We start from the raw sequence: 22,474 nt of genomic DNA, 5'->3' as shown, positions 1-22,474 counted from the left end.
CGCTACTTGTGGGTCACACCGCCGTGCGCGGCCACGTCGGCCCGCTGCGTGGCGGCGCGCATGACGCGGTCGAGCACGATGCCGAGCACGACGATCGCGAGCCCGGCGGCCAGCCCCTTGCCGCGGAGCTGGTGCTGGGAGAAGCCGGCCACCACGTCGTAACCGAGGGCTCCGGCTCCTACCAGGCCGCCGACGACCACCATCGACAGCACGTAGATCAGTCCCTGGCTGGCCGCCAGCGTCACACCGCTGCGCGCCATCGGGAGCTGGACTTTGGAGATGAGCTGCCACGTCCCCGTGCCCGCCGAGATGGCGGCCTCCACGGTGGTGGGCGAGACCCGCCTGATGCCCTCGGCCACCAGCTTGATGGCGATGGGCGCGGCGAAGACGACGGCCGCGATGATCGCGGTGAACCGCGTCGGGCCGAACAGTCCGAGGATCGGCACCAGGTAGACGAAGGCGGGCATGGTCTGGCCCGCGTCGAGCACCGGTCTGAGGACCGTGTCGACCCTGTCGCTGCGGCCCATCCACACGCCCAGCACCACGCCGAGCACCATGACGAGGATCGTCGCGACGAGCGTCGAGGCCAGCGTCACCATGCTGTCCTGCCAGAGGCCGAGCAGCACCAGCACCAGCAGCCCCGCGGCGGTCACGAGAGCCGCGCGGACGCTGCCCACCAGCAGTGCGACGGCGACGGCGACGGCGAGGACGAGCCACCACGGTGAGGCGGTGAGCAGTTTCTCGAACGGGTTGAGCAGCGTGTTGGTGAGCACGTTCTTGAGCGCGTCGGTGTAGGCGGCGAGGTTGTCCTGCACCCACAGGCTTCCCGCGTCCGCTGCCTGGCGCACGTAGGAGCCGAGGTTGGCCTGGATCGGGAAGTCCGCGGCCCAGACGTAGGTGTAGGACAGGTAGCCGAGTACGGCCACGACGCCGAACGCGCCCGCCAGCTCCAGCCTGCGCCTCCTGGTGCCGCGCAGCCGGCCGGCCCGCCGGTCGGCCTCCACCCTCCTGCTGGCGGCGGAGGTCACCCGGTCCAGGACGACGGCCATGATGACGATGGCCAGGCCCGCGTTGAACGCGGTGCCCACGTCGAGGGTCTGCAACGCCTTCAGCACCGTCTTGCCCAGACCGGGCGCGTCGATGAGCGCCGCGATGGTCGCCATGGACAGTGCCGCCATGATGGTCTGGTTGACACCGACGATGATCGTCTGCTTGGCCATCGGCAGCCGCACGTGGCGCAGTGACTGCACCCCCGTGGCGCCCAGCGACGCCCCCGCCTCGAGCGTGTCGTGCGAGACCTGCCTGATCCCGTGGGAGGTGATGCGGATCGCCGGCGGGATGGCGTAGATCATCGTGGCGACCGTGGCGCTGGCAGGGCCGATGAGGAAGAAGAGCGTCAGCGGCGCCAGGTAGACGAACGTCGGCATCGTCTGCATGAAGTCGAGCACCGGCGTCACCAGCCGGTTGAACCGGTCGTTCAGCCCCGCCCACACCCCGAGCGGGATGCCGACGGCCAGCGAGAGCACCACCGCGGTCAGCGTGAGAGCGAGGGTGTCCATGCTCTCCTGCCACAGCCCCAGCACGCCGAAGGAGATCAGGCCCGCGGCGGTGAGCAGCGCCACCTTGCCGTTGCCCCACAGCCACGCGATCGCCGTGGCCAGCGCGACGACGCCGAGCCAGCCCAGGACGGGCAGCGGACGGCCGAAGGAGGGCTGGCTGATCAACGCCTGGACGAAGGTCACCGCCTCGTCGAGGAAGAGCCTGACGTAGTTGATGAAGTACAGGAAGAACGGGTTGCTGTTGCGGCTGTCGTCGATGGCGTCCATGCCCTCGTTGAGCGAGGTGTGCAGGGGCGTCAGCTCGGCGCCGCCGAGGCCGAGCGTGTCACGTCCTTCGAAGACCGCCCAGCCGAGCACCCACAGGGCGAGCACCGCGAGGAGCAGGTATCTGCGGGCAGGCAGCCTGGCGGCCACCACCGCCACGGTGGTCATCGTTCCTGCCCTCCCGCGATCACCTCGAGGATCTCGGCGCTGGTGACGACTCCGAGCAGGTCGTCGCCTTCGATCACGCGGACCGGCCTGTCGGCCGACAGCACGGTGTGCACCGCGTCGCGGATGACGACGTCGGGGCCGAGCACGGGACCGTCGAGCGACTCGTCCATCAGGGGTTGGCGCATGATCCAGCGCAGCGTCAGGACGTGCGAGCGGGGGACGTCGCTGACGAAGTCCCTGACGTAGTCGTCCGCGGGCGCGCCCACCACCTGGTCGGGCGTGCCGACCTGGACGAGCTCGCCGTCGCGCATGATGAGGATCCTGTCGCCGAGCTTGAGCGCCTCGCTGAGGTCGTGGGTGATGAAGACCATCGTCTTGCCGACCTCGTGGTGCAGGCGAATGACCTCGTTCTGCATCTCCCGCCTGATCAGCGGGTCGAGCGCGGAGAACGGCTCGTCGAACAGCAGCACCTCGGGGTCGGCGGCCAGCGCGCGGGCCAGTCCGACGCGCTGCTGCATGCCGCCGGACAGCTGGTCGGGGTAGGAGTTCTCGAATCCGTTGAGCCCGACCAGGTCCACCACCTCACGGGCGCGGGCGTAGCGCTCCTGCTTGGGCACGCCACGGATCTCCAGGCCGAAGGCCACGTTGTCCAGCACGCAGCGGTGCGGCAGCAGCCCGAAGTGCTGGAAGACCATGGCCATGCGGTGCCTGCGCAGCTCGCGCAGCCTGCGGTCGTCGGCCTTGCGGATGTCCTCGCCGTCCAGCACGATCTCGCCCGCCGTCGGCTCGATCAGCCTGGTCAGGCAGCGGACGAGAGTGGACTTGCCCGAGCCCGACAGGCCCATGACGACGAACACCTCGCCTCGCCGGACGTCGAAGGAGACGTCGCGCACGGCGGCGACACAGCCGGTCTGCTCCTTCAGCTCCTTACGGCTGAGCGTGGTGCCGACGACTCCGTCGGCCTTGGGACCGAACACCTTCCACAGTCCCCTGACGGCGAGGACAGGTGGGGTGTCGGTGTCGAGCTGACGTGGTTCGGTCAGTGACGGCACGGTCATGGCCACCTCTTGGTCGTCGGAGCGTCAGTTCGCGGGGAACCACCGCTGGGGGCGCGGGCGGGTGTTCTGCCACACATGCTTGATCTCGCGGTACTCGTCCAGTCCGGTCGGGCCGAGCTCGCGGCCGATGCCCGACTGCTTGAAGCCGCCCCATTCGGCCTGGGGCACGTAGGGGTGGTAGTCGTTGATCCACACCGTGCCGTGGCGGAGCCGTCCCGCGACACGCTGGGCCCTGCCCGCGTCCTGGGTCCAGACGGCGCCGGCCAGGCCGTACTCGGTGTCGTTGGCCAGGCGGATCGCCTCCTCCTCGCCGGTGAAGCGCTCGACGGTCAGCACGGGGCCGAAGGACTCCTCCCGCACCACGCGCATGCCCTGCTTGCAGTCGTCGAGCACGGTCGGCGGGTAGAAGTAGCCGTCGCGCTCCAGCCTGCTGCCGCCGCAGCGGAGGGTCGCGCCCTCGGCGAGGCCCGCGGCCACGTACTCCTCCACCTTCGCCAGGTGGGCCGCTGAGATGAGCGGGCCCGCCTGCGCCTCGGGGTCGAAGGGTCCGCCGAGCCGGATACGCTCGGCTCTCCTGACCACCTCGTCGACGAAGGCGTCGTGCAGGGAGTCCTCCACCAGCAGCCGCGCGCCTGCCGAGCAGACCTGCCCCGAGTGCAGGAAGACGGCGGTGAGGGCGAAGTCGACGGCGGTCTCGAAGTCCGCGTCGGCGAAGACGATGTTGGGGTTCTTGCCCCCGAGTTCGAGCGCGACGCGCTTCACGGTGGCCGAAGCCGCCGCCATGATGCGCCGTCCCGTCGCCAGGCCGCCGGTGAACGACACCATGTCGACGTCGGGGTGCTCGGCCAGCGGCGCGCCCACCTCGGGTCCCGCGCCGAGCACGAGGTTGGCCACGCCCTCGGGCAGTCCGGCCTCCTGCAGCGCCCTGACGAGCAGGATCGCCGTGCTCGGAGTGAGCTCGCTCGGCTTGAGCACGAAGGTGTTGCCTGCGGCGAGCGCCGGCGCCACCTTCCACGTGGTCTGCAGCAGCGGGTAGTTCCACGGCGTGATCAGGCCGCAGACCCCGACGGGCTCGTAGACGACCCTGCTGATGGCGTCGTCGCGGCCGGTGTCGATGACCCGTCCCGCGTCGGTGCCCGCCACGCCCGCGAAGTAGCGCAGGCATGAGACGGAGTCGTCGACGTCGTACTCGCTCTCGACCAGGCGCTTGCCCGTGTCGCCCGACTCGGCGCGGGCGAAGGCGTCGCGGTCGCGTTCCACCAGGTCAGCTACCTTGGACAGCAGCGCGCCCCGTTCCCTTGCGGGAGTGAAGGGCCAGAGACCGCTGTCGAATGCGTGCCGCGCGGCCCTGATGGCGGCCACGGTGTCGGCCGCTGTTGCTTCGGCGACCGTGGTCACGAGGCTGCCGTCGGCGGGCGAGAGGATACTCCGCTGTCCGCCGGCGACCGGCTTGGTCCACGTGCCGCCGATGTAGAGATCGGTCATCGGCACACCTCTGATCGTTGCGTATGACGCAAGGCCATGCTCAATGGGGAACACAATTGACCCGTTACCCTCCGTTCGTCAAGGGTTTGGGGGAATCACTGGGTGAATCCATACGTTGTGATTCCGTTTATCCCGAGTCACCCCTCTTGACGAGCGGACGCTCGCGCGTCCACGCTGTTGCGTATACATCACCATTTTGCGTAATACGCAACACAAGGAGGTGTGATGTCCCCTCGTCCAGGCCCAGGCCGCGAGTTCATCCTCACCGTCTCCTGCTCGGACAAGCCAGGCATCGTGTACGCGGTGAGCAGCTTCCTCGTCCAGCACCGCGGTGACATGTTGCAGAGCAAGCAGTTCAACGACCGGCGCGGCGGCGGTTTCTTCATGCGCGTGCACTTCGCCGCCCATGACGGCCTGGAGGAGTTGCGCGAGGGCTTCGCCTACGTCGCCGAGTCGTTCCAGATGACCTGGCAGCTCAACGACGCGGCGACGCCCACCAGGGCGCTCGTCATGGTGTCGAAGTTCGGCCACTGCGTGAACGACCTGCTCTTCCGCAGACAGGTGGGGGGCCTCAACATCGATGTCCCCGCGATCGTCTCCAACCATCCCGATCTGGAGCCGCTCGCGTCCTCCTACGGCGTGCCCTTCCACCACGTCCCGGTCACCGCTGACGGCAAGGCGGAAGCCGAGGCCAAGGTGCTCGACCTGGTGGCCGAGTACGACGCGGACCTGGTGGTGCTGGCCCGCTACATGCAGATCCTCTCCGACGACATGTGCAAGCGCCTGGAAGGCCGGGCCATCAACATCCACCACTCGTTCCTGCCGGGCTTCAAGGGCGCCAAGCCGTACCACCAGGCCCACGAGCGGGGGGTGAAGCTCATCGGCGCCACCGCCCACTACGTCACGGCCGACCTCGACGAGGGGCCCATCATCGAGCAGGACGTGGCGAGGGTGGACCACGAGCTCGACCCCGAGGACCTGGTCGCGGCCGGCCGGGACGTCGAGGCCCAGGTGCTGGCCAGGGCCGTCAAGTGGCACAGCGAGCAACGCGTGCTGCTCAACGGGGACAGGACGGTCGTCTTCCGCTGAGCCCGCCGCGTGACGAGGCGGTGGGGGCGCCGGCCCCCACCGCCTTTCCTCATGCCCTGTGGCGGTAGAACTCCGTCGGCTCGGGCGGCAGCGGCGTGTTGCCGAGGATCAGGTCGGCCGCCTTCTCCGCCAGCATCATCACCGGCGCGTAGATGTTGCCGTTGGTGACGTACGGCATGACCGAGGCGTCCACCACCCTCAGCCCGTCGACGCCGTGCACCCGCATCGTCTCCGGGTCGGTCACCGACAGGTCGTCCACGCCCATCCTGGCCGTGCACGACGGGTGCAGGGCCGTCTCGCCGTCCTTGGCGACCCAGTCGAGGATCTCCTCGTCGCTCTCCACCGAGGGGCCCGGCGAGATCTCGCCCGTGCTGTACGCGCCGAGCGCGGGCTGGCCCAGGATGTCGCGGGCCACCCTGACGGCCTCCACCCACTCCCGCCTGTCCTGCTCGGTCGACAGGTAGTTGAAGCGCAGGGCGGGGTGCTGCCGGGGGTCAGTGCTCTTGATCTTGACTGAGCCGCGCGCGTCGGAGTACATGGGCCCGACGTGCACCTGGTAGCCGTGCCCTCCCGAGGGCGCCGAGCCGTCGTAGCGCACGGCGATGGGCAGGAAGTGGAACATCAGGTTGGGGTAGTCGACGTCGTCGTTGCTGCGGACGAAGCCGCCTGCCTCGAAGTGGTTGGTCGCGCCGGGTCCGCTCCGCAGGAACAGCCACTGCGCGCCGATCCACGGGTGGCGCCACTTCTGCAGGTTCGGCTGCATGGAGACGGGCCGGCTGCAGCCGTGCTGGATGTAGACCTCGAGATGGTCCTGGAGGTTCTCCCCCACGCCCGGCAGGTCGTGCACCACGTCGATGCCCAGGGCGCCCAGTTCCCGCGCGTTGCCGACGCCGGACAGCTGCAGGAGCTGCGGCGAGTTGATCGCGCCTCCGCACAGGATGACCTCGCCCGCCCTGACGGCTCCGCCGTCGTACTCCACGCCGACGGCGCGCCTGCCCTCGAAGATGACCCGCGTCACCAGCGTCCGCGTCCTGACGGTGAGGTTGGGGCGCTTCATGACGGGGTGCAGGTAGGCGCGGGCGGCGCTGAGCCTGCGGCCGCGCCTGATGTTGCGGTCGAAGCGGGCGAAGCCCTCCTGGCGGTAGCCGTTGACGTCGTCGGTGAGCGGGTGGCCCGCCTGCTGCACGGCCTCGAAGAAGGCGTCGTAGAGCGGCGTGCTCGCCGGCCCCCGCTCCAGCGCCAGCGGCCCGTCGTGGCCGCGGAAGGGCGTGCCGGGATCGGCCAGGCAGTTCTCCATCCGCTTGAAGTACGGCAGGCAGTGGGCGTAGTCCCATGTCTTCATCCCCGGGTCGGCGCCCCACCGCTCGTAGTCGAGGGGGTTGCCGCGCTGGAAGATCATCCCGTTGATGCTGCTGGAACCGCCGAGCACCTTGCCGCGGGCGTGGTAGATGCGCCTGCCGTGCATGTGCGGCTCGGGCTCCGACTCGTACTTCCAGTCGTAGAGGCGGTTGCCGATCGGGAAGGGCAGGGCCGCGGGCATGTGGATGAAGACGTCCCACGGATAGTCTGGACGGCCGGCCTCGAGGACCAGCACCCGCGTGGCGGGGTCCGCGGAGAGCCGGTTGGCCAGGGCGCTGCCCGCCGAGCCGCCTCCGACGATGACGAAGTCGTAGTGCTGTGACGTCATGTTGCCTCGTCTCGCTCGCGCGTTTCACCGAATCGTAGCGTCCTGCGCATTGTGTTGCACTAGTCGCAACAGGAGATCTTTTGACGATGAGTTCGACTCGGTTGCCTTCAGCACTTACAGTTTCGCTATGAGCAACGACTCGAGCAGCGGGGGCGTGCAGTCGGTCGATCGGGCGATCAGCGTGCTGGAGATCCTCTCGCGCCGGGGCGAAGCCGGGGTCAGCGAGGTGGCCGCCGAGATCGACGTCCACAAGTCGACCGCCTTCAGGCTGCTCGGCGCGCTCGAGGCGCGCGGCCTCGTCGAGCAGGCCGAGGACCGGGGCAAGTATCGCCTCGGTTTCGGCATCATCAGGCTGGCCGGCGGGGTCAGCACGCAGATGGACATCACCCAGCGCGCGCGGGCCGTCTGCCAGCGGCTGGCGGAGGCGATCGGCGAGACGGTGAACATCGCCGTGCTCCGCTCCTCCTACGCGATCAACCTCGACCAGGTCAGAGGCCCGTCCGCGGTCACCGCCTACAACTGGGTGGGCCAGGTGACGCCGCTCCACGCCACCTCCAGCGGCAAGGTGCTGCTGGCCCACCAGGAGGACGGGCAGCGCGCCAAGCTGCTGTCCGACGGGAAGCTGGAGAGCTTCACGCCCAGGACGATCACGGCGGTCGACGCGCTGGAGCGGCAACTGGACGAGGCCCGCTCGACCGGCTACGCCTTCTGCCTGGAGGAGCTGGAGGAGGGGCTCAACGCCATGGCCGCGCCCATCCGCTCCTACCACGGAGAGGTCGTCGCGGCCGTCAGCGCCTCGGGGCCCGCCTACCGCTTCAGCGCCGAGCGCATGCACGAGCTGGCCCCCGTCCTCATCGACGGCGCCGAGGAGATCAGCCGCCGCCTCGGCTACGCGGGCTAGCCGGCTCGCTCCAGCCGTACCACCACGCTCTTGGACGTCGGGGTGTTGGACGTCTCGGCCACCGAGTCCAGCGGCACCAGCACGTTGGTCTCGGGGAAGTAGGCCGCGCAGCAGCCGCGCGCCGTCGGATAGGCGATCGCCCTGAACCCCTCGGCCTTGCGCTCGCCGTCCGGCCACTCGCTGATCAGGTCCACCAGGTCGCCGTCGGCCAGATCGCGCTCGGCCAGATCGTCCGGATGCACGAAGACGACCCTGCGTCCCGCCTTCACCCCTCGGTAGCGGTCGTCGAGCCCGTAGATCGTGGTGTTGTACTGGTCGTGGCTCCTGACCGTCTGCAACAGCAGCCGGCCTGGCGGGACCCGCAGCACCTCGAGCGCGTTGACGGTGAAGTTGGCCTTCCCCGTGGCGGTGGGGAACCTGCGCTCGTCCCTCGGCGCGTTGGGCAGCGCGAAGCCGCCTGGCGCGCGGGCGTTGAAGTCCTCGAAGCCGGGGATCACCCGCGACACCCTGTCCCTGATCGCTCCGTAGTCGTGCTCGAAGCCGGCCCACGGCACGTGCGGGTCGTCGCCGAACAGCGCGCCCGCCAGCCGGCAGACGATGGCCACCTCGGACAGCAGCTCGGCCGAGGCCGGTCTGAGCCGGCCCGTGGAGGCGTGCACCAGGCCCATCGAGTCCTCGACGGTCACGTAGCCGGCGGGGTCCCGCTCGGTACGGCCGAGCGTGGGCAGGATGAGCGCCTCCCTGCCGCACACCGCGTGCGAGCGGTTCAGCTTGGTGGAGATCTGCACGGTCAACCGGGTACGGCGCAGCGCCGCCTCGGTGACGTCGCTGTCGGGAGTGGCTCTGACGAAGTTGCCGCCCATTCCGACGAACACCTTGGCCGAACCGTCGCGCATGGCCCTGATCGCCTCCACGGTGTCGAGCCCGTGGTGGCCTGGCGGCGAGAACCCGAACTCCTTGCCCAGCGCGTCGAGGAACGCCTGTGACGGCTTCTCGTAGATGCCCATGGTCCTGTCGCCCTGGACGTTGGAGTGCCCGCGCACCGGGCAGACCCCTGCGCCGCTCCTTCCCACGTTGCCGCGCAGCAGCAGGAAGTTCACGACCTCCCTGATCGTGGCCACCGAGTTGCGGTGCTGCGTCAGCCCCATGGCCCAGCACACGACGACCGAACCCGCCGCCCGCACGTCCTCGGCCGTCGCCTCGAGCTCGGCCATGGACAGGCCGGTGGCCTCCAGCACCCGCTCCCAGTCGAGCGCGCGCAGGTGGCGCTCCCAGTCCTCGAAGCCGTGGGTGTGCCGCTCGATGAACTCCTGGTCGGCGGAGTCGAGCAGGAGCAGGGACAGCGCCTGGAACAACGCCATGTCCCCGTTGAGCCGGATCTGCAGGAAGCGGTCGGCGAGCGCGGTGCCCTTGCCGAGACCGGAGGGCTTCTGCGGGTTCTTGAAGCGCAGCAGGCCCGCCTCCGGCAGCGGGTTGACCGCGATGATGCGGGCCCCTCCACGCTTGGCCCGCTCCAGCGCCGTGAGCATGCGGGGATGGTTGGTGCCGGGGTTCTGCCCCACGACGAAGATGAGCTCCGCCCTGTGCAGATCCTCCAGCGACACCGTGCCCTTCCCGATGCCGAGCGTCTGGTTGAGCGCCGAGCCGCTTGACTCGTGGCACATGTTGGAGCAGTCGGGCAGGTTGTTGGTGCCGAAGCGGCGCACGAGCAGCTGGTAGACGAACGCGGCCTCGTTGGAGGTGCGGCCCGAGGTGTAGAAGACCGCCTCGTCGGGACCGCCGAGCGCGCGCAGCTCCCTGGCGATGATCTCGAAGGCGGCCTCCCACGCGATCGGCACGTAGTGGTCGGAGCCCGCAGGCTTGTGCATGGGCTCGGTGAGCCTGCCCTGCTGGCCGAGCCAGTGGTCGCTGCGGACGGCCAGCTCGCCCACGGGGTGGGCGGCGAAGAACTCCCGCCCGACCCTTCGCGTGGTGGCCTCCTCCGCGACGGCCTTGGCTCCGTTCTCGCAGAACTCGGCGGGACTGCGATGCTCACCCTCGGGCCAGGCGCAGCCGGGGCAGTCGAAGCCGCGTTTCTGGTTGACCTGGAGCAGGGTCAGCGCGGTGCGGCCCACCCCCATCTGGCGATAGGCCGTCTCCATCGCGTGGGCCACGGCCGGCAGGCCGCCCGCCCAGTCCTTGGGCGGGACGACCCGCATGCCCTCGTCGCCGGCATCGTCGCGCGGCGCCTTTCGAACCACTGTCAGCCGATCCTGTCCTGTACCCATTCGTGGAAAGCGCCGATGTGGTGCTCGCTCGGCACGAGCACTCCTCCCCTGGCGTACGTGCGCGAACCCATCGCGGGCTGGCAGCGCTCGCACGCCTCGAAGTCCTGCTCGTTGACGCGGTGGAAGAGCTCGACGGACTTGTCGAGGTCCTTTCCGCTCGCCACCACGCCGGGAAGATAGAGCCAGTCACATTCGACGACGGTCCTGTCGACCGCCAAGGGAAACATACGATGCACGATGACATGATCGGGAACCAGGTTGATGAAAACCTGCGGCTTGATCGTGATCGCGTAGTAGCGCCGGTCCTGGTCCTCGCTCACCCCGGGGATGCGGTCGAGCCCCTCGGAGCCGTCCACGGTGAAGCCGCGGACCTCCTCGCCGAACTCCGCGCCGTGCCCGACGAAGTACTGCGCCGCGTAGCCGTCGGCGAACTCGGGCAGCACCTCGGTCAGCTCCGGGTGGATCGTGGCGCAGTGGTAGCACTCCATGAAGTTCTCGATGATGAGCTTCCAGTTGGCCTTCACGTCGTAGACGATCCTGCGGCCGACCTCGAGCCCCGCCACGTCGTAGTTGTCGATCAGCTCCAGGGCGCCGAGCCGCTCGGTCACGGCGCCGAGCACGTCCTCCTCGAAGGAGGGCGGCTCGTCGGCCAGGCACACCCACACGTAGCCGAGCCATTCACGGACGTGCACCTTCACCAGGCCGTACTCGACGCGGTCGAGATCGGCCATCTTGGTGAGGTTGGGCGCGGCGATCAGCTTGCCGTCGAGGTCGTAGGTCCATGCGTGGTACATGCACTGGAAGGCCCGCTTGACCTCGCCTGACTCCTCGGCGCACAGCTGCGCGCCACGGTGCCTGCAGACGTTGAAGAAGGCGCGTACCGTCTTGTCGCGCGCCCTGGTGACCAGGATGCTCTCGCCCCCCACCTGTACCGTTTTGAACGAGCCCGGCTTCGGCAGGTCGGACGAGCGCACCACGCAGAACCACATCGCCTCGAAGATGTTCTTCTGCTCCCGCGCGAACAGCTCCTGATCGGTGTAGTAGTGGCCGGGCAGGGTGGGGATCACGCTGGAGGTGGTGGCGGGGCTTGAGGTCGTCACGGGAGTACTCCTCTGGTACGGGCCGGGTCAGTGCCCTCGGCGGATCCAGTCCTCGAGCTGCGGAGCCTCGGCTCCGATGCTGGTGTCGTCGCCGTGGCCGGTGTGGACCACGGTCTCGGCCGGCAGCGTGAGCAGCGTTCGGCTGATGGACGAGATGATCGTCGGGAAGTCGCTGTACGACCTGCCCGTCGCCCCGGGTCCGCCGCGGAAGAGCGTGTCGCCGGAGAACAGGACGCCCAGCTCGGGCACGTACAGGCAGACGCCGCCCGGAGCGTGCCCTGGAGTGTGAAGGACATGGACGGCGCTGTCGCCGATCCTGATGATCTGCCCGTTCGCCAGCGCCTGGTCGGGAGCGGCTGCCGGATGCGTGAGCTTCCACAACACCGAGTCGTCGGGGTGCAGGAGGACGGGCGCGCCGGTGCGGGCGGCCAGTTCGGGGGCGGAGTTCACGTGGTCGTCGTGCGCGTGCGTGCAGACGATGCCCACAAGCCTGCGGTCGCCGACGGCCTCGGCGATCGCGTCCGCGTCGTGGGCGGCGTCGATGACCAGAACCTGGTCGTCGTCGCCGAGGAGCCACACGTTGTTGTCGACGTCCCACGTCTGGCCGTCCAGACTGAACGTCCCCGAGGTGACCAACCGCTCGACCCTCATCACAGTGCTCCCTGACCGGGCTCCGCCTGGCTGAAGCCGTGACGGATGTCCTCGCTACGCTGCGGATCCATCACAGTGCCCCCTGGCCCGGCTCCGCCAGGCTGAAGCTGTGACGGATGTCCTCGCTCCGCTGCGGATCCATCACAGCACCACCACCGAGCGCAGGACGTCGCCGTGGTGCATCTTGGTGAAGGCGGCCTCGACGTCGTCGAGGGCGATGGTCTCGGTGACGAAGGCGTCCAGGTCGAAGCGGCCCTGCAGGTAGAGCGAGATCAGCAGGGGGAAGTCACGGCTCGGCAGGCAGTCGCCGTACCAGCTGGACTTCAGCGCGCCGCCGCGGCCGAAGACGTCGAGGAGCGGCAGCTCCAGCGTCATCTCCGGGGTGGGCACGCCCACGAGCACGGCGGTCCCGGCCAGGTCGCGGGCGTAGAAGGCCTGCTTGAAGGTCTCGGGACGGCCGACCGCGTCGATCACCACGTCGGCGCCGAACCCGCCGGTGAGCTCCCGCACGGCCTCGACGGGATCGCTCTCCTTCGCGTTCACCGTGTGGGTCGCGCCGAACCCGCGGGCCCAGTCGAGCTTCCGGTCGTCGACGTCCACCGCGATGATCGTGGTGGCTCCGACCAGCCGCGATCCCGCGATGGCCGCGTTGCCCACGCCGCCGCAGCCGATCACCGCGACCGAGTCGCCGCGGCTGACCGCGCCGGTGTTCACGGCGGCGCCGAGGCCGGCCATCACGCCGCAGCCGAGCAGCCCCGCCGCGGCGGGCGCGGCCGCGGGATCGACCTTGGTGCACTGCCCCGCGGCCACCAGCGTCTTCTCGGCGAAGGCGCCGATCCCGAGCGCGGGGCTGAGCGGCGTGCCGTCCTTCAGCGTCATCTTCTGCGTGGCGTTGTGGGTGGCGAAGCAGTACTGCGGGCGGCCCCGCAGGCAGGCGCGGCAGGAGCCGCACACCGCGCGCCAGTTGAGGACGACGAAGTCGCCGACGGCGACGTCCTTGACGTCGGGGCCGACGGCCTCCACCACGCCCGCCGCCTCGTGGCCGAGCAGGAAGGGGAAGTCGTCGCTGATGCCGCCCTCGCGGTAGTGCAGGTCGGTGTGGCAGACGCCGCACGCCTGCACCTTCACCAGCGCCTCGCCCGGTCCTGGGTCGGGGACCAGGATCGTCTCCAGGCTCACCGGCCTGCCCTTGCCCGTCGCGACCACGCCGCGTACTTCATGAGCCATGATTCACTCCTGTGTTAGCCGGCCTGGACCGGCGCGGTCTCCAAGTGGCGGCGCCATCGGGTGAACAGCCTGACCTGGTTGACTCCCAGCACCGCGACAGGACGCTCACCCTGCCGGTAGACGGCGAGGAAGCTGTGGCCGGCGAGGTCGCCCTCCTCCACGGTCACCGAGTCGGCGTGCCCGGCGTGCCCGATGAACTGGATCTTGATGTCGAACTGGTCGGACCAGAAGTAAGGGGGGCGGGCGGGCTCGGGGCGAGCCGTGCCGCCCGACAGCAGCGTCGCCGCCGCGACGGCGGCCCGCTGCCTGGCGCCGGTCCAGTGCTCGATCCTGTGGTGGCCGCCCTGCGCGAGATCGAACCAGGCCGCGCAGTCGCCGACCGCGACGACGCCGGGCACGCGGGTGCCGCCGCCCTCGTCGCAGAGCACGCCGTCGCCGAGCTCGAGGCCGCTCCCCTCCAGCCACGAGATGTTGGGGATCGCCCCGATCCCCACGACGACGACGTCGGCGGGCAGGTGGGCGCCGTCGGCCAGCCGCACCCCGTCCACCCTGCCCGCTCCTGTCAGCTCCGTGACGTAGGCGCCGCGCACCAGGCGCACGCCGCGCCTCTCGTGCAGGGTGGCGATCGCCTCCGCCATCGGGGCGCCGAGGACGCCGGCCAGCGGCGCGGGCCCCGACTCCACGAGCGTGACCTCCAGGCCGAGCTCACACGCCGTGGCGGCCACCTCGGCGCCGATGAAGCCGCCGCCGATCACGACCAGCCGCCTGCCTTCGCCCAGCTCGCGGCGGAGCGCGCGGGCGTCGTCGAGCGTGCGCAGCGTGTGGACACCCGCCAGCCCCCGTGAGTCCCGCAGGGTGCGGGCGGAGGCCCCGGTGGCGATCACGATGCCGTCGGCTCTGATCGAGGTGGCGTCGCTCAGCGTCACGCGGCGGGCGACGGCGTCGAGCCCGGTCGCGGCCACGCCGAGCCGCCATTCGGCGTCGAGCTCTTCTCCCTCGCCCTCCAGCGCGAGATCGGCCTCGCCGACGGCGCCCCTGAGGAAGTCCTTGGACAGAGGCGGCCGGTCGTAGGGACGGTGCCTCTCCTCCCCGACGAGCACGAGGCGGCCCGTGTACCCCTGGCCGCGCAGCGCGCGGGCCGTCAGGAGCCCGGCCAGCGAGGCGCCCACGACGCAGACGGTGTTCACGCCTGCCCCTTCAGCGTGACGCCGGGCGGCAGGTTCGGCTCCTCCTCGGACGGCACGACGTAGATGACGTCGTCCTCGATCACCACCTGATGGGTGCGGACCGGGCGCTTGGCAGGAGGGGCATCCACCCGGCCGGTACGGAGGTCGAACCGCGAGGCGTGCAGCGGGCATTCGATCTCGCACCCCTCGAGCCAGCCGTCGGCCAACGAGGCATCCTGGTGCGTACAGGTGTCGTCGATGGCCAGGATCTCGCCCTCCTCGGTGTGGAAGACGGCGATGGGCGGATCGGCTTCGAGGCGGAGGGCCTCGCCTCTCGGCAGTGATGCAAGTGGGCACGCTGGGATCATCGTGTCACACCTCGGTTTCACAAAGAGAAACATCTCGCGCTATACGCAACAGGGTGCGGGTGTGGGGTTGCGGATGTCAAGACCGGTTTGCCCGAGAAGTGCGCGATTTGATGTCGAAGCCGCTCCGGCGATCACCAACGGGGTGGCAGCTCGCTGATCAGGGCGTTGACGGAGACGCGCCGTGACAGGCGGGAGCCGATCGACGCCGTCGCCGTGTCCTTGCGTGGCCGGGCCGCCACGGTGGGCACCCGGGCGCTTGCGGTCACTCGTCGTTGGGACGCCGGGACAGGGGCGCCCCGATCAGGACTCCCCGCCGAGAAGCCGTACCCTTCCTGTGGTTCGGTCTGAGTGTCGTTCGGAAGGGGTGCCCGTGGGCCGCGATCTTGAGTCGATCGTCCAGGAGGCGGCCGGCGGCCTGGCGGCCGGACGGTCCGCGGCGGTGGTGGGGGTGCTCGCGGAAGGGCGCACCGAGATCCGCGGCGCCGGGCCCGGCGCGCCCGACGGCGACACCGTGTTCGAGATCGGCTCGGTGACCAAGGTGTTCACCGCTCTGGCGCTGGCCAGGCAGGTCGTCGCGGGTACGGCGGCGCTGGACGAGCCGGTGCGCGACCTGTTGCCGGCGGGTACCGCCATGCCCGCGCGCGAGGGCAGGGAGGTGTCGCTGCGGCATCTGGCGCAGCACACCTCCGGGCTGCCGCGCCTGCCCAGGGGGGCGACCTGGCAGATGATCAGGGACTTCCCGAACGGCAACCGCGACCCCTACGCGCGCTACGACGACGCCACGATCCTCGCAGGGCTGGCCGGCACCCGTCTCCGTTCCCTTCCAGGCACCCGGTTCCGGTACTCCAATCTCGGCGCCGGCCTGCTCGGACTGGCACTGGCCACCCGGGCGGGAACCGACTACGCGACGCTCGTCACCGAGGACGTGTGCAAGCCGCTGGGCATGACCAGGACCAGCCTCGGTGAGCCCGTCATCCAGGGACACACCCGGCGCGGTCGACCGACCCCGCCCTGGAACATGGCCGCTCTGGCAGGGGCGGGCGGACTCCGCTCGACGGCGGCGGACCTGCTCACCTTTCTCCAGGCCCAGATCGAGTGCCGCGAGGAGGCCGTCGGCCTCAGCCGCCGGACCGAGCACCGCGTCAACCCGTTGCAGGCCGTCCAGCTCGGCTGGATGGAGACCCTCCTGCATCCGAAGATCGGTGGCGGCCGCCGGATCTGGCACAACGGGCGCACCGGCGGTTTCGCCTCCTACGTCGGCTTCGACCCGGAACGGCGGATCGGTGTCGTCGTGCTGAGCGGCACCGCCCGATCCGTGGACGGCACAGCCGCCACCCTGTTCCGGACCGTGGCCTCATAAGCCGCGATCTGTCCCAGCGCCTGACCGGCCGCGGTCTCATCCCCGCGGACGGGTTGACCACCCGCGACCGGTCGCCGTATCGACCGGTCGCGGGTGGTCGATCAGGCGTTGGCCAGACGCCGGCCGAGGGTGTGGCAGCGCTGCTTCAGCTCGTTCGGCTCGAGGACCGTGAAGGCCTCGTCCACGAGGGTCGCGAGCATGGCCGCCCACTCCAGCGAGTCGACGCGAGCGGTCAGGATCACGTGCCGCGGGCCGTCCTTGATGACGTCGGGCTCTTCGTTGCGGAAGCGGTCGATGACGGCGGCGGAGTCGGCCTCGAACCTGATGCGTACCCGGATCCGCCGGTCGGGCAGGAGGCGCTCGAGCTCCTGCGCTTCTCGGCCGGGGGTGAGGGGGTGAGGGGCGAAGGACGTCCGCGTCAGGGTGCAGGACCGGATGCCGTCCAACCGGTGGACCGCCCAGGTGTCGTCAGCCCGCGCGAGCAGGTACCACCGCCTGCGCCGAAGGAGCAGCCGGTGGGGCTGCACCTCTGGCGTGGTGCCGTCGCTCAGCTCCAGCATCGCGGTCCGGCCCTGCTCGGCCCCCTGTGCCAGGGTGGCGAGGAGTCCCGCGTCGACGGGGACCGTGACCTCGGGCGAGGTGGTCAGGGCCTCGGTGACGCGCCGGCACGTCGCCGCCAGCGGGCGCGGCAGCACCCGCGTCAGCTTGCCCAGCGCGCTCCGGGCTGGGTCTTCGCCCCGCGCGCTGCTCGCCGTGCCGGTCAGGCCTGACCTGGCCGTGGCCAGGGCCATGCCCACAACGAGCGCCACGGTCTCTTCGTCCGAGAGCACCAAGGGCGGCATGGCCGCGCTGGCGCGCAGTTCGTATGCCCCGTGCGGACCGGGTCCGGCGTCGACGCGGTAACCCATGTCCCTGAGCCTGGCGATGTCCCTGCGAACCGTCCGGACATCGACGTCCAGCCGAGCGGCGAGTTCTCGTCCGGACATCGGGCGACCTGACTGCAGACAGGAGAGCAGCGAGAAGAGGCGTTCGGTCGAATGAGCCATGCTCCATCTCACCCCGAGATGAGGACAGGATCCGTCCGCGACCGTCCGTAGCGTGTCAGCATGACCACGAACACCCCCATCCTCGTCCTGGGCGGCACCGGCACGGTCGGAAGCCGGGTCGCCGACCGGCTACGCGACGCCGGTCACAGCGTCAGGGTCGCCGCCAGGCACGCTGAGTGCCGGTTCGACTGGTCGGTCCCGGACACCTGGAGCGCCGCCCTCGACGGCGTCCACACCATGTACGTCCTGCTGCCGGACCAGACCGGCATGCCGGAGTCGTTCATGCGGGAGGCCTACCGAACCGGGGTCCGGAGGGTCGTCCTTCACTCGGACCGCGGCGTCGACGTCATGAACGTCACCCACCTCCAGGAGGCGGAGCGACAGGTACGCGAGTCCGGATGCGCGTGGACGATCGTCCGCCCCGACTGGTTCAACCAGAACTTCGAGACCTTCTTTCGCCAGGCCGTCCTCGATGGGCGCCTGTGCGTGCCCGTCGGCTCGACCCGCCAGGGCTTCGTGGACGCCGACGACATCGCCGCCGTCACGGCCCGGGTCCTGATCCGGGAGGATCACATCGGCCAGGTCCTGCCTCTGACCGGTCCGAGGGCGTTGTCATTCCCAGAGGCGCTCGACCACATCCAGCGCGCGACCGGGCTCACGGTTCACTTCGACGGCACCCCCGGCGCGTACCGCGAGTCCCTGCGCGCCGAAGGCACACCGGACGAGGTGATCGACACCCTGATCGAGAACTTCTCCGCCGCCGCGGCGCAGGGTGACGCCGTACCCACCGGGGTCGTGGAGGAGGTCCTCGAACGCCCCGGCAAGGACTTCGGCACCTACGCCGGCGAGGCCGCCGCCAGGGGCGTGTGGCGACAGCCCTGAGCACACGCCCCCGATCTCCGGCGAAGGCGGGCGCGCGGGTCTCGGTCCGTCACGGCGGGCACGATCCGATCTTCCAGGAGCGCTCGTCGCGGTCACGGCCGGTACGGCAGGACCCGGTCGTACTCGACGAGAAGGTGGCGCGGCCCGCGCAGCGTCGAGTTCGGGCGGTAGGGCGGCGGGTCGGTGACCAGGCGCGGGTTCACCAGCCGCTTCGCCAGCTCGCGCAGCGCGATCTGGGCCTCCAGGCGGGCCAGCGGCGCGCCGAAGCAGTGGTGGATCCCCCCGCCGAACCCGAGATGCTGGATGTAGGGACGGTCGGGGTCGAACCTCTCGGGATCGTGCACGTGCGCGGGGTCGCGGCTGCCCGACGCGAGTGCCAGGACGATGCTCGACCCCTTGGGGATGGTGACGCCCGCGATCGTGATGTCGTCGAGGGCGACGCGTTGCGGCAGGAAGTGCACCGGAGGCTCGAAACGCAGCAGCTCCTCGACGGTGTGGATGATCAGGTCGGGTTCGTCGCGGATCCGTTCGATCAGCCCGGGGTTGCGCAGCAGGGTCAGCATGCCGTTGGTGATGAGGTTGACGGTGGTCTCGTGCCCGGCGACCAGCAGCAGCGCGGCGGTCGTGATCAGCTCGGTATCCGACAGCGAGCCGTCGGGGCCCTCGTAGGTCGCCAGTCCGGACAGCATGTCGTCGCCGGGGTTCCTGCGGTGGGCCTGGGCGAGCTCCCCCAGGTAGGTCGCCAGCGCGAGCACGGCGGCCGTGCGGCGCTTGGCCCGCTCGTCCTGGTCGCCCTCGCCGGGGCCGATGTTCTCGACGATCTGCTCGGCCCACGCGTGGAACCTGGGCTCGTCCTCGCGCGGCACCCCGAGCAGGCGGCAGATGACCGTGACGGGGAACGGGTAGGCGATGTCGTCGACGATGTCGGCCTGCGTCCTGCCGGCGACGCCGTCGATCAGGTCCTTGACGATCTCGTGCAGCTCGCCGCGCATGTTCTCCACCACGCGCGGCGAGTGGGGCGGTCCGAAGTGCCGCATCGCCAGCCGCCTGAGCCGGTCGTGCTCGGGCGGGTCGGTGCCGATGAAGGAGGGTGGCAGAGGCTCGCCGGGCGGCGGGTGGGCCAGCTTCCGCCTGTCGGAGCTGACGCGCGGGTCGTGCAGCAGCGCGACGATCTCCTCGTAGGTGCTGACGACGTAGCCGCCGTCCTCCAGCCGCGCCACGGGGGTCTCGCGGAGCTCGGCGTACAGCGGGTACGGGTTCGCCCGGTTGGTGAACTGGTGGATCTGCTCGTAGATGCTTGCCGGCTCCACGCAGGTGCCTCCCCTGTCCGGTGGTTCGTGGGTCCTACGGCTGCTGCCGTACGAGAGAGACGCGACGTTCGGCTGGGTCATGACCCGTCACCACCACGGTCGCGCCCGCCGCGGGCGCCATCCGCTGCGGCACCTCGGCAGGGACGGGCCGCATCTCGTCGGGTCTGCCGACCATGCGGTAGTCGGGCGGGAACGGTGTGGCCCGCTCGATGAGGTCCCGGTAGAAGTCCAGCCACATCGCCTGGTCGAAGGTGACCGCGGCGGTGATCCTGCCCTTGTATCCGTACACGGCGACGAACCGGCGCTCTTCCACCGAGCCCTGTGCGATCACGACCTCGTCGGCGATGCTCGTCACGCCGACCGACTTGATGTTGACGCCGAACTGGTTGGACCAGAAGACCGGCAGCGACAGGTGCGGCCAGCGATGAGCCTGGTCGCTGAGCATGTTGTGGGCGGCGATCTCCGCCTGGGCGACGGCGTTGCCCCAGTGCTCCAGCGACATGAACTGGTAGTGGTAGACCGGGTGCGGGAACCTGGCCACGTCACCGGCGACGAAGATGTCATCGGTGACCAGGCCGTTGATGTCGACGGCGCGGCAGCCCGCGTCGGTGGCCACCCCCCAGGGCCCTGCCGCGAGGCCCGAGCCTTCCAGCCATTCGACGTTGCGTACCGCGCCGAGCGCGACGACCGCCATGTCGGCCTCGACCGTGCCTCCGTCGGACAGCCGCGCGCCGGTCAGCCGTCCCTGCTCGTCCCCCACCAGTTCGGTGACCGTGACCCCGCAACGCAGATCCACGCCCGCGTCACGTTGCATGCCGGCGGCGATGTCGCCGATCACCCTGCCGAGCGCGCCGACCAGCGGGGCGGGCCCCGCCTCGACGACGGTCACCTCCAGGTCCAGGCCGCGGCAGACCGACGCCACCTCCGAGCCGGTGAACCCGGCCCCGATGATCAGGACCCGGTTGACGCCTGCGGCCAGCCTCCTGCGCATCCGGTCCGCCTCATCGAGCGTGCGCAGCACGTACACGCCGTCGAGCGCCGCCTCGGCCTCGATGGGCCACGGCCTGGCGCGCGCGCCGGTGGCGATCAGCACCTTGTCGAAGCCGATCTGCCGGCCGTCGGCGAGGGTCACCTGCTTGGCGCCGATGTCGAGCCCTGTCGCGGGGGTTCCCGCCAGCCATTCGACCTCGATCTCCCGCAGGTGGGGAAGCATGGTGTGCTCGGCGTCCACCCTGCCGGTCAGCACCTGCTTGGACAGCGGCGGCCGGTCGTACGGCTGGTGCTTCTCGTCCCCGATGAGGGTCACCTTGCCCTTGAAGCCGTCCCTGCGCAGGACACCCGCGGCCCTGCCCCCGGCGAGTGAGGCGCCGACGATGACGATGTGGCCGTTGCGCTTGAACTCGCCGTCGACGTCGCTGGTCGGATGGCGCAGCTCGGGCTCCACGGTTCTGTGCTGGGTGGCCATCCTGTCGACGTGGAGCGCCTGGACAGGGCAGGCCGCGGCGGCCCTCAGGACGTGCTCGCGCTGGGCGTCGTCAGGGTCGGTGTCGTACATGAGCGCCTCCTGGCCGTGCATCGTGAACACGTCCGGCGCCAGGAAGACGCACTGTCCGTAGCCCTGACAGCGCGTGAGATCAACGACAACCCTCACAGCCACTCCCCCGTCGATCCGGGCCGGCATACGCCACCAGGCCGATCTGTCACCCCCTTACCCGACTCCTTCTCGGCGATAAGCGACGAAGAGCCATGGAGTGGGTATTTTCGCGGTCAAGCGGACGCGCTCCGCCGCCGATGGGAGGCGAGCAGGAAGCAGCCGACGACCAGGACCCGGACGGGGAAGAGCAGCTCCGACCAGGTGACCGTGCTGACGACCAGCAGGGCGGCGAGGATCCCCGCCACCCCTGCGGCGCGAGGCGTCCTGAGCAGCTTCACCGGCGGCTCGACACTGCCCATGTGATCCTTCTTCCGGCGGCGGCACGTTCGGTCGGACGCTACGTATCCACTCACTACGGTGTGTAATCGCGACGCTCGTCGCGGTCATGCGAGGGCCGGGGACCCTGCCGCTCCGATGAACGCCAGGGCCAGGCGATGATCAGAACTCCTGCACGGTCTCGCAGCCGACAGGCCGGGGGTCGACGGTCTTGTCGACGACGATCTCGTCGATGCCGAGCCCGCAGTTCAGGTCGCCGTCGGCGGCCAGGTCCTTGGCGAAGAGCCGGTCGTTGCCGCCCAGGCCGAACAGCTTGTCGCCGGCGCCGCCGCCGTCGTCGATGCGGTTGTTCGCGAAGTCGGCGCCGATCAGGAAGTCGCCGCCGAAGGTGGAGCCGACGATGTTCTCCACGTCGTCCCTGACGTTGTCGGAGTCGATGTTGCGGCCGTCGTTGGCCTGGTTGTCCAGGCTCACCCGTACCGAGGAGTCGCTGCTCTTGTAGGAGACGGTGTCGATGCCGGCGCCACCGCTCCAGGTGATGGCTCTGCCGGTGGACGAGCCGGCGCCGGCGATGAGGCTGTCGTTGCCGTCCTGGCCGTTGACGGCGCCTCTGAAGGAGACGCCGACGCTGAAGGAGTCGTCCATGTCGCCGAGGTTGGCGGTGAACTCCGTGGCGCTGGTGCCGCAGGTGACCGCGCGGGGGGTGAGCTGACGGCACCCGCCCTTGGGGGTGAGCGGCTCGGTGTCGAAGACGGCGATCTGCCCGTTGAAGACGGTGATGGACGCGCTGTTGATCCCTCCGGCCCCCGCCGTGTAGGTGATCTTCCCAGCCGTCAGGTCGACGGTCCCCGCCGAGGCCGCGTGGACGGGGCCGGCGACAGAGCCGATCAGCGCCGTGGAGACGGCGGCCAGCAGCGACAGCCGGGTCAGGTGCTTGGTGGTACGCATGGATCCTT

The 22,474-nt window shown here is 70.1% G+C and carries 19 protein-coding genes; 4 read left to right on the top strand and 15 right to left on the bottom strand.

The genetic code is table 11. The features are described 5' to 3' along the window. Positions 1 to 2 precede the first annotated feature (2 nt). From FHR33_RS00805 to FHR33_RS00795, 3 genes are read right to left on the bottom strand one after another with little or no spacing between them, the layout of a single operon-like run. Positions 3 to 1,991, bottom strand: coding sequence for an ABC transporter permease subunit (locus tag FHR33_RS00805; protein ID WP_183642093.1), 1,989 nt, complete (start codon positions 1,989 to 1,991; stop codon positions 3 to 5). Then, entirely contained in the window at positions 1,988 to 3,049 is a 1,062-nt protein-coding gene (locus tag FHR33_RS00800; protein ID WP_183642090.1) for a quaternary amine ABC transporter ATP-binding protein, read from the bottom strand. Before FHR33_RS00800 ends, FHR33_RS00805 begins: the two co-directional genes overlap by 4 nt. Before the next feature lie 24 nt (positions 3,050 to 3,073). Further along, entirely contained in the window at positions 3,074 to 4,534 is a 1,461-nt protein-coding gene (locus FHR33_RS00795; protein WP_183642087.1) for an aldehyde dehydrogenase family protein, read from the bottom strand. Positions 4,535 to 4,759: 225 nt separating this feature from the next. On the opposite strand from FHR33_RS00795, the gene purU reads away from it, so the two are divergent. Beyond that, entirely contained in the window at positions 4,760 to 5,623 is an 864-nt protein-coding gene (gene purU / locus FHR33_RS00790; RefSeq protein ID WP_183642084.1) for a formyltetrahydrofolate deformylase, read from the top strand. A gap of 49 nt (positions 5,624 to 5,672) precedes the next feature. Here purU and betA read toward each other — a convergent pair whose 3' ends face one another. Continuing rightward, complete coding sequence (betA, locus tag FHR33_RS00785; RefSeq protein WP_183642080.1) at positions 5,673 to 7,310, bottom strand: choline dehydrogenase; 1,638 nt, start codon at positions 7,308 to 7,310, stop codon at positions 5,673 to 5,675. Positions 7,311 to 7,437: 127 nt separating this feature from the next. On the opposite strand from betA, the gene FHR33_RS00780 reads away from it, so the two are divergent. Then, positions 7,438 to 8,211 (top strand): IclR family transcriptional regulator, encoded by a 774-nt coding sequence (locus tag FHR33_RS00780; protein ID WP_221240853.1) that lies wholly within the window; start codon positions 7,438 to 7,440, stop codon positions 8,209 to 8,211. Here FHR33_RS00780 and FHR33_RS00775 read toward each other — a convergent pair. The 6 genes from FHR33_RS00775 to FHR33_RS00750 form a co-directional block, all read right to left on the bottom strand. Next, a complete protein-coding gene (locus FHR33_RS00775) occupies positions 8,208 to 10,478 on the bottom strand; it encodes an FdhF/YdeP family oxidoreductase (RefSeq protein ID WP_376773086.1) in 2,271 nt (756 codons plus the stop codon). The genes FHR33_RS00780 and FHR33_RS00775 overlap by 4 nt on opposite strands. Next, on the bottom strand, positions 10,454 to 11,578 hold the full coding sequence (locus FHR33_RS00770; RefSeq protein WP_312895292.1) for an aromatic ring-hydroxylating oxygenase subunit alpha: 1,125 nt from the start codon (positions 11,576 to 11,578) through the stop codon (positions 10,454 to 10,456). Before FHR33_RS00770 ends, FHR33_RS00775 begins: the two co-directional genes overlap by 25 nt. 27 nt (positions 11,579 to 11,605) lie before the next feature. After that, a complete protein-coding gene (locus FHR33_RS00765; RefSeq protein WP_183642077.1) occupies positions 11,606 to 12,229 on the bottom strand; it encodes an MBL fold metallo-hydrolase in 624 nt (207 codons plus the stop codon). 141 nt (positions 12,230 to 12,370) lie between these two features. Next, positions 12,371 to 13,456 (bottom strand): S-(hydroxymethyl)mycothiol dehydrogenase, encoded by a 1,086-nt coding sequence (locus tag FHR33_RS00760; protein WP_183642075.1) that lies wholly within the window; start codon positions 13,454 to 13,456, stop codon positions 12,371 to 12,373. A gap of 14 nt (positions 13,457 to 13,470) precedes the next feature. Then, positions 13,471 to 14,643, bottom strand: coding sequence for an NAD(P)/FAD-dependent oxidoreductase (locus FHR33_RS00755; RefSeq protein WP_183642072.1), 1,173 nt, complete (start codon positions 14,641 to 14,643; stop codon positions 13,471 to 13,473). Continuing rightward, positions 14,640 to 14,990 (bottom strand): bifunctional 3-phenylpropionate/cinnamic acid dioxygenase ferredoxin subunit, encoded by a 351-nt coding sequence (locus tag FHR33_RS00750; protein WP_183642058.1) that lies wholly within the window; start codon positions 14,988 to 14,990, stop codon positions 14,640 to 14,642. The genes FHR33_RS00755 and FHR33_RS00750 overlap by 4 nt, the downstream gene beginning before the upstream one ends. A gap of 370 nt (positions 14,991 to 15,360) precedes the next feature. Here FHR33_RS00750 and FHR33_RS00745 point away from each other — a divergent pair, with 370 nt between their 5' ends. Next, positions 15,361 to 16,350, top strand: coding sequence for a serine hydrolase domain-containing protein (locus FHR33_RS00745; protein WP_183642055.1), 990 nt, complete (start codon positions 15,361 to 15,363; stop codon positions 16,348 to 16,350). A 101-nt stretch (positions 16,351 to 16,451) separates the two neighbouring features. Here FHR33_RS00745 and FHR33_RS00740 read toward each other — a convergent pair whose 3' ends face one another. Then, the gene (locus FHR33_RS00740) at positions 16,452 to 17,396 is read right to left on the bottom strand and encodes a helix-turn-helix transcriptional regulator (RefSeq protein ID WP_183642052.1); all 945 of its coding nucleotides are present in this window, start codon (positions 17,394 to 17,396) and stop codon (positions 16,452 to 16,454) included. A gap of 60 nt (positions 17,397 to 17,456) precedes the next feature. On the opposite strand from FHR33_RS00740, the gene FHR33_RS00735 reads away from it, so the two are divergent. Further along, positions 17,457 to 18,278 (top strand): SDR family oxidoreductase, encoded by an 822-nt coding sequence (locus FHR33_RS00735; RefSeq protein WP_183642049.1) that lies wholly within the window; start codon positions 17,457 to 17,459, stop codon positions 18,276 to 18,278. A 92-nt stretch (positions 18,279 to 18,370) separates the two neighbouring features. Here the strand turns inward: FHR33_RS00735 and FHR33_RS00730 are convergent, their stop codons facing one another. The 4 genes from FHR33_RS00730 to FHR33_RS00715 form a co-directional block, all read right to left on the bottom strand. Next, positions 18,371 to 19,588, bottom strand: a complete 1,218-nt coding sequence (locus tag FHR33_RS00730; protein ID WP_183642046.1) for a cytochrome P450 — start codon at positions 19,586 to 19,588, stop codon at positions 18,371 to 18,373. A 34-nt stretch (positions 19,589 to 19,622) separates the two neighbouring features. Continuing rightward, positions 19,623 to 21,239 carry an FAD-dependent oxidoreductase gene (locus FHR33_RS00725; protein WP_183642043.1) on the bottom strand — a complete coding sequence of 539 codons (1,617 nt, stop codon included), beginning with the start codon at positions 21,237 to 21,239 and terminating at the stop codon, positions 19,623 to 19,625. Between the two features lie 116 nt (positions 21,240 to 21,355). After that, positions 21,356 to 21,541: a hypothetical protein gene (locus FHR33_RS00720; protein WP_183642040.1), complete on the bottom strand. Its 186-nt coding sequence runs from the start codon at positions 21,539 to 21,541 to the stop codon at positions 21,356 to 21,358. A 139-nt stretch (positions 21,542 to 21,680) separates the two neighbouring features. Next, on the bottom strand, positions 21,681 to 22,466 hold the full coding sequence (locus tag FHR33_RS00715) for a hypothetical protein (protein WP_183642039.1): 786 nt from the start codon (positions 22,464 to 22,466) through the stop codon (positions 21,681 to 21,683). Positions 22,467 to 22,474: the final 8 nt, after the last annotated feature.

The sequence above is a fragment of the Nonomuraea dietziae genome, from assembly GCF_014195505.1.
Lineage (GTDB): Bacteria > Actinomycetota > Actinomycetes > Streptosporangiales > Streptosporangiaceae > Nonomuraea > Nonomuraea roseola.
This window is presented reverse-complemented; position numbering and strand designations above follow the sequence as displayed.